This window comes from Aquibium carbonis (genome assembly GCF_003970795.1).
GTDB lineage: Bacteria > Pseudomonadota > Alphaproteobacteria > Rhizobiales > Rhizobiaceae > Aquibium > Aquibium carbonis.
The window spans coordinates 1-6,818 of the sequence record NZ_RWKW01000145.1; the positions used below are offsets into that span (position 1 = coordinate 1).

At 69.1% G+C, this 6,818-nt stretch carries 6 protein-coding genes; 3 read left to right on the plus strand and 3 right to left on the minus strand.

The window, feature by feature from the left end; all coding sequences use genetic code 11:
* Positions 1-603: cytochrome c oxidase assembly protein (locus EJC49_RS24645; RefSeq protein ID WP_126702578.1), on the plus strand; the 603-nt coding region annotated here is incomplete at its 5' end.
* Positions 604-633: 30 nt separating this feature from the next.
* Here EJC49_RS24645 and EJC49_RS24650 read toward each other — a convergent pair.
* The 3 genes from EJC49_RS24650 to EJC49_RS24660 form a co-directional block, all read right to left on the minus strand.
* The gene (locus EJC49_RS24650) at positions 634-2,097 is read right to left on the minus strand and encodes a phospholipase D-like domain-containing protein (protein ID WP_126702579.1); all 1,464 of its coding nucleotides are present in this window, start codon (positions 2,095-2,097) and stop codon (positions 634-636) included.
* Positions 2,098-2,149: 52 nt separating this feature from the next.
* On the minus strand, positions 2,150-2,635 hold the full coding sequence (locus tag EJC49_RS24655; RefSeq protein WP_126702580.1) for a DUF421 domain-containing protein: 486 nt from the start codon (positions 2,633-2,635) through the stop codon (positions 2,150-2,152).
* Positions 2,636-2,750: 115 nt separating this feature from the next.
* The gene (locus EJC49_RS24660; protein WP_126702581.1) at positions 2,751-4,370 is read right to left on the minus strand and encodes a PRC-barrel domain-containing protein; all 1,620 of its coding nucleotides are present in this window, start codon (positions 4,368-4,370) and stop codon (positions 2,751-2,753) included.
* A gap of 125 nt (positions 4,371-4,495) precedes the next feature.
* Here EJC49_RS24660 and EJC49_RS24665 point away from each other — a divergent pair, with 125 nt between their 5' ends.
* The gene (locus tag EJC49_RS24665) at positions 4,496-4,933 is read left to right on the plus strand and encodes a GFA family protein (protein WP_126702582.1); all 438 of its coding nucleotides are present in this window, start codon (positions 4,496-4,498) and stop codon (positions 4,931-4,933) included.
* The coding region (gene pheT / locus EJC49_RS24670) for a phenylalanine--tRNA ligase subunit beta (protein WP_126702583.1) at positions 4,930-6,818 on the plus strand (1,889 nt) is incomplete at its 3' end. The genes EJC49_RS24665 and pheT, both read left to right, overlap by 4 nt.

The window sequence follows — 6,818 nt, forward strand, 5'->3', positions numbered from 1 at the left end:
CGCGCCGCTGCGGCGGCGCTCGCCGCCGCCGCCTTGCTGCTCGCCCTGCTGTGGCTCGGGCCGCTGCCGCGCATGGCCGGCAGCGCCTTCTCGCCGCACATGATCCTGCATCTCGGCGTCACCGTCGTGGCCGGCCCGCTGATCGCCTTCGGACTGATCGGGCTCGCCCGCGACCGGACGATCCGTCACCCCGTCGCCCTGGCGCTCGGGGCCTCGCTGTTCGAGATGCTCGTCGTGTGGGGCTGGCACGCGCCCGTCCTGCACGAACTGGCGGCGGCCCGCTTTCCCGCCTTCGTCGCCCAGCAGGCGAGTTTCCTTGCCGCCGGCGTGCTCATCTGGGCCGCGTCATTCATGGGCAACACCCGCGCCGCCGCGGGGGTGGGCGTGTTCGCCATGCTGTTCACCTTCATGCACATGGCGATGCTCGGCCTGCTGCTCACGCTTGCGCCCGACCTCGTCTATGCGCCGGCCTTCTGCCTCGGCGCCTGGGGGCTCGATCCGCTCGACGACCAGAGGCTGGGCGGCGCGCTCATGGCGGTCCTGGGCGGGCTCCCCTATCTCGCCGGCGGCCTGGCGCTCACCTGGCGTCTGCTCGCCGACTGACGCCGACCTCGCGGCCCTCTGCCGCCCCTGTCAGCGGAAACTGCCCGCGCGGGTGCGCAGCGACGACAGGAACGACTTGACGAAACGCGGCGGTTTCTCGGGGTCGAGGAGATCGTTTTCGGCCAGCTGCTCTTCCACCGCGTTGATCGGTTGCGGTTCCAGGGGCTGGAGCGTGCGCCCGCTGCCGCGCAGCGCGTCGATCGCGTCGATCAGCGATCCGTCCCTGTCCTGCCTCGCCTGACGGACGATGCCCCGGTCGCATCCCAGATGTTCGGCGAGCAGATCGTCCGCGATCGTTTCGATCTGCCTGCGCAGCGCGCGATCGTCCGGCCCCGCCTCGATCACCAGGTCGCATTCGGTGTCGAAGCCCATCGACCGGTTGTTGAAGTTCGACGAGCCGATCCGGAACAGGCGGTCGTCCACGATCAGCAGCTTGGCATGGACGTAGATCGGCTGCCCTCCTTCGGTCACCGGCGTGTGGATCCGGAACCGCTGATGCCGGTCCGCCTTCCGCACCAGGTCGAACAGCCTGGAGCGGGCGGAGTCCATCACGGCGGATTCCAGGAAACCGTCGGCCGATTCGGGATTGATCACCACGATCTCGGGCCCGTCCGCTTCCGACAGCCGCTCAGCCATCGCCTCCGCCACCGCGCGCGAGGCGAAATACTGGCTTTCGCAGTAGATCGTCTTCCGGGCGGCGGCGATCGCGTCGAGGGTCAGCCGCTCGACCTCCCGCGCTTCCGCCCGCTCGCCATGGCGGGGGATCGTGCGCGCAATCCCGAGCTTCACCGGGCCGAACACCGGTTCGACACCGTCGGGCCAGATCGCGGCCTGGCTTCGCGGCGGCGGCTCGATCGGATGTCCCGTCGCCGCCTTCCAGCGCTCGCGGGCCAGTTCGCCCAGCGCGCGGGCCGCGTCCGCGTCCACCGCGGCGGTGGCGTCGTGCCACGGCCCGTAGGCGCGGCCGCTGGGGCGGACGCGTCGCGGGTCGTCGTCCAGATGCTCGCTCGTGTCCCAGCGATCGGCGGTCATGTCGATGCCGCCGCAGAAGGCCAGCACGTCGTCCACCACCACGATCTTCTGGTGATGCGCGGCGCCGGGCGGATGCATGCCGTCGAGCTTGAAATGCAGGCGCCGATTGGTGGTCCAGCCCAGCACCGCGAAGGGCGTGGTGCCGCGCCCCAGCGCCATCAGCGCGCCGAGGTCCCATTTGAGGATGTAGACGTGGAGCCCGGGCCGATGCTTCACCAGCCAGCGCAGCAGCGCGCCCAGCGTGTTCGGCCCTTCGAGCGTGGCGCCCTCCGGCTCGAACTTGATGCGCGTGTCGAAGTCCCAGCCGATCAGGTAGATGGAATGACGCGCCTTCAGGAACGCGTCCTTGACCGCCCGGAAATAGTTCGCCGCGTCGACGATGAGGCCCACGCGCTCCGCCTGTTCGATCCGCCAGCAGTTTCGCCCGACCGACAACAGGGGGGCATCTCGATCGGGGGTCATCGGTTTCATCGCCGCAACAACCTGCAACGGCGCGTCCGGTTCCATGGGGCGATCAGGCCGATGCCCCGATGACGCTGATGGTCCCGTCGCTTTCCAGGATCACCGCCGACGTCGCCTCCACGCCGGCCGCCCCGCTGGCGCGTATCGCGCTGGTGACCTCTTCCTCGGTGACGCGCTGCCTCAGCATGGTCCCTCGGCAGTAGGCGCCATCCCGCGCAAGCAGCGCCGGCTCCGACCGCACGAAGCGGGCGAAGCCGCTCGATCGCACCGACAGGAACGTCACCAGATACTGCATCAGGATCAGGAGGGCGAGTGCCGCGACGCCCTGGGCGAGGCCGATGCTCTGCTGCATCAGGATCGCCGACAGGGTGGAACCCAGCGCGACGGTCACCACGAGGTCGAACGCATTCAGCTTCGCCAGCGTCCGTTTGCCCGAAACGCGCAGGAACAGCACCAGGCACGCATAGGCCAGCAGTCCCACCACGAGGGTGCGCACGATGCCCTGCCACCCTTGAAAGAACATGTCGCTCCAGTCCATGCCGATCTCCCGGGAGGCGCATCATCGCGCTGCAAGGCCCTGATGACGAATGCAAAAACCGGAGGCCGCGGACGGCCTCCGGCGTGTTTTCGGCTCTGGTCGATGGGCCCCGCGATCAGACGCGGAGAATCTCGACCTGGTCGGCGGCATCGAGATCCTGGGCGTCGCCGCTGTTCCACTGCGGCATCGCCTGGAGGTCCTGATCGTTCAGGCCCTGCAGGATCAGCTGCTCGTCGTCCCCGACCAGGATCATCCGGTCGATCGGCAGCGCAACCTCATGCTCGATGATGTCGAGCGCGGCGCCGTCCGAGAGGATCAGGTAGACGCGATTGCCATTGGCGACGACGCGCTCGACCTGGCCGATCTCCTGACCCAGCGTATTGGCGACGTCGCGGCCGACCAGCTCGCCGACCGGGATGGCCGAGGCCGTGCCTTCCATCTGGCCGTCGCCGCGCAGCGCCTCATAGGCCTGTTCGCTCATGCCATCGGGCTGGATCGAAGCCGTGTGCTCGCCATCCGGCGCGCCCTGCTGAGCCTGCGTGGCCCGGTGGAACTGCTGGCCCTGCTCGGCCTGCTGGTCCTGCGCCTGGTCGCCCATCCGCTCGACGCGAACGGTCGGCTCGCCCGTCCGGTTGAACGTGACCCGCGGCTCGCCGTCCATCTCGTACTCGACATTGGGCTCGGCGCGTTCGTAGCTCACCTGCGGCTCGGCCCGTTCGACCTGCACCTGTGCCTGTTGCTCGCCGCCCTCACGGCGCACCACCGCCTGGTCGCGTTCGACCTGCACCTGTGCCTGCGCCTGGTCCTGGACATCCACCTCCGGCTGCTCCATCTGGACCTGAACCTCGGGCTCGGGCTGGTTCACGCGAACCTGCGGCTGCGCCTGCGACACGTTGAACTCAGGTTCCGGAACGTCCACCGACACGTCCGGCTCCGGCATGCGCACGATGATCTCCGGCTCCGGCTGGTCGATGGTGATCTGCGGGCGTGGTATCTGCACGCGCACCGTCGGTTCGCCCTGGCGCACGATGATCTCGGGCGTGCCCTGGGCCACCCGCGCCTGGGCCGGGTCCTGGGAATAGGTGATCTCGGGCGCGTCCTGCTCCACCAGGATCCGAGGCTCCGGTTGGCTCACCACGATGCGGCCGCCATCGGTGTCCGTCGTCCGATCCTGCGTCTGCGCGGCCTGATCCGTGCCGGCCTGCGCCTGCCCGTCCGGGGTCTGCTGCTGGGCCTGCTGGTCGCGCCGCTCCAGTTCGTCGATGGCCTGCTCGGCCTGCGCGACATACTGCGCGCATTCCGTTCGGCCGTCGCTTGCAATCACCTCGTTGGCGCGATCGATCCACTGCGCGCGGAACCGGTCCTCGTAGTTCTGCACGATCGTCGTCAGGCGCTCGCACGCCTGAACAGAGGCATTCTGGTTCGCGTCCTGGGCCAGAGCGGCCGGTGCGGCGGTGCCGCACATCAGTCCGGCTGCGAGAAACAGTTTCGTGGGGGTCTTCATCTCGTCGTCCTTTCTTTCAAGTGTTCTTCTAGGATGAGAGAGAGCGCTGACCGACCTGTCGGGGGTCGCCGAGACGGGCTGGGGGTCCAGCTTCGAACGGCACGCTGCTCGTTTGGCAAACTGCTCGATCCCGCAACCGTTCCAGTTCGGCATCAATTTGTTTGGCCATCGCGCGGCAGGATCGTGGCCGGAACCGGAAGCCCGCGCGTCCGCCGCCTTGGCGGTGGCCATTCGCTTGAAGCGTCGGGTCCGGCGCGCTACAAGGCCCCGCGCCGCAATGCGCGGCCGAGTAGCGCGGGCGCAACGCCCCAGGACGAAATGCCCGGAAGCAGCCCTTCCGGCGGAGCCGAACGATCATGCAGGCGGAAGGGACCACGACCGTTTCCCACACCGGCGGATGCCGGTGCGGAGCCGTGCGCTTCGAGACCGCCGTCGCGCCGCACCATGTCAGCTATTGCCATTGCGCGGACTGTCGCCGCGCCAGCGGCGCGCCGGTCTCGGCCTTCGTCGGCTTTCCGGCCGATGGCGTCCGGTTTGCCGCCGAGGAGCCGCGTCTGTTCGAGAACGGCCCGGTCAGCCGGAGCTTCTGTGCCACCTGCGGCTCGCCCATCGCCTATGTCGACGCGCGTCTGGAGAACCAGATCTGGTTCATGCTCGGCGCGATGGATCACCCGCAAGACTACAAACCCACGCTGCACGCCTATGTGCGCGAACAACTGCCCTACGTGCACATGTCCGACGACCTGCCGCGGCTGGAGCGGTCGAGCGTGGAAAGATCAGGAACAAGCCGATGAAGTTCACCCTGTCCTGGCTGAAGGACCACCTCGAGACCGACGCCTCGCTCGAGACGATCTGCGAGACGTTGACGATGATCGGCCTCGAGGTCGAGCATGTCGACGACAAGGCGGCGCTGAAGCCCTTCGTCATCGCCAGGGTTCTGACGGCCGAGAAGCATCCGGAGGCCGACAGGCTGCGGGTGCTGTCGGTCGACACCGGCGACGGCAATCCCATCCAGGTGGTCTGCGGCGCGCCCAATGCGCGGGCCGGCTTGGTCGGCGCCTTCGCCGCGCCCGGCACTTGGGTGCCAGGCATCGACGTGACCCTCGGCGTCGGCAAGATCCGCGGCGTGGAAAGCCGCGGCATGATGTGCTCGGAACGCGAGCTGATGCTGTCGGACGAGCATGACGGCATCATCGACCTGCCGGAAGACGCCCCCGTCGGCCAGTCCTTCGCGTCCTGGGCCAAGCTCGACGACCCGGTGATCGAGATCAACCTGACGCCGAACCGGCCCGACGCCACCGGCGTCCACGGCATCGCGCGCGACCTCGCGGCCGCTGGCCTCGGCACGCTGAAGACCGGCGCGGTGGAGCCGGTCGGCGGCGCCGGCGCCTGCCCGGTCGAGGTGACCATCGAGGCGCCGGACCTCTGCCCCGGCTTCGCGCTTCGGATGGTGCGCGGCGTGACCAACGGCCCGTCGCCGAAGTGGATGCAGCAGCGGCTGATGGCCATCGGCCTGCGTCCCATCAACGCGCTGGTCGACATCACCAACTACGTCACCTTCGACCGGGGCCGGCCGCTGCACGTCTTCGACGCCGCCAAGGTCAAGGGCGACCTCGTGGTGCGGCGCGCGCGCGACGGCGAGACGGTGCTGGCGCTCGACGGGCGGGAATACACGCTGACGCCGGAGATGTGCGTCATCGCCGACGAGAACGGCGTCGAATCCATCGCCGGCATCATGGGCGGCGAGCATTCGGGCTGCGACGAAAACACCACCGACGTGCTGATCGAATCGGCGCTGTGGAACCCGCTCAACGTCGCCCGCACCGGCCGCGAGCTCGGCATCATCACCGATGCGCGCTACCGTTTCGAGCGCGGCGTCGATCCCGAGTTCATGGCCGCCGGCCTGGAGCTGGCCACCCGCATGGTGCTGGAACTCTGCGGCGGCGAGGCCTCGGCCGAGCGGGTCGTCGGCTATGCGGGCCACACGCACAAGACCATCGCCTTCCCGGTGTCGGAGGTGACGCGCCTCACCGGCATCGAGGTGCCGGCCGAGGAGGAGCGCGGCATCCTGGAACGGCTCGGTTTCGGCGTCGCCGACGTGTTCGGCATGGACATCACCGACGGGCCGCGCAATGCCGGCTCGACCTTGAGCTACCTGTCGGCCGACAACATGCGCAACGTGCGCCGCAAGGGCGTGTTCGAGGTGTCGGTGCCGAGCTGGCGCCCCGACGTCGACGGCAAGGCCGATCTCGTCGAGGAGGTCATGCGCATCCACGGCGTCGAGAAGATCGCGCCGCAGGCCATGGTTTCGCATGACGCGGTCAATGGCCGCATCCTGACGACGCTGCAGATCCGCACCCGCTCGGCGCGGCGGGCGCTCGCCGTGCGCGGCATGATGGAGGCGGTCACCTGGTCCTTCATCCCGGCCAGGCACGCCGAGCTGTTCGGCGGCGGGCAGGAGGCGCTGAAGCTCGCCAATCCGATCGCCGCCGACATGTCGGACATGCGGCCTTCGCTGCTGCCTGGCCTGATCGCCGCCGCCCAGCGCAACGCCGATCGCGGCTTCGCCGACGTCGCGCTGTTCGAGGTGTCGGGCACCTATGAGGGCGACGGCCCGAACCAGCAGCGTCGCGTGGCGGCGGGCGTGCGCCGCGGCACCGCGCGCATGGACGGCGCCGG

Excerpts from the sequence above, each read along its gene's own strand:
- EJC49_RS24650 (WP_126702579.1), bottom strand. The coding sequence starts at position 2,097 with ATGACCCCCGATCGAGATGCCCCCCTGTTGTCGGTCGGGCGAAACTGC.
- EJC49_RS24655 (WP_126702580.1), bottom strand. The coding sequence starts at position 2,635 with ATGGACTGGAGCGACATGTTCTTTCAAGGGTGGCAGGGCATCGTGCGC.
- EJC49_RS24660 (WP_126702581.1), bottom strand. The coding sequence starts at position 4,370 with ATGGCCACCGCCAAGGCGGCGGACGCGCGGGCTTCCGGTTCCGGCCAC.
- EJC49_RS24665 (WP_126702582.1), top strand. The coding sequence starts at position 4,496 with ATGCAGGCGGAAGGGACCACGACCGTTTCCCACACCGGCGGATGCCGG.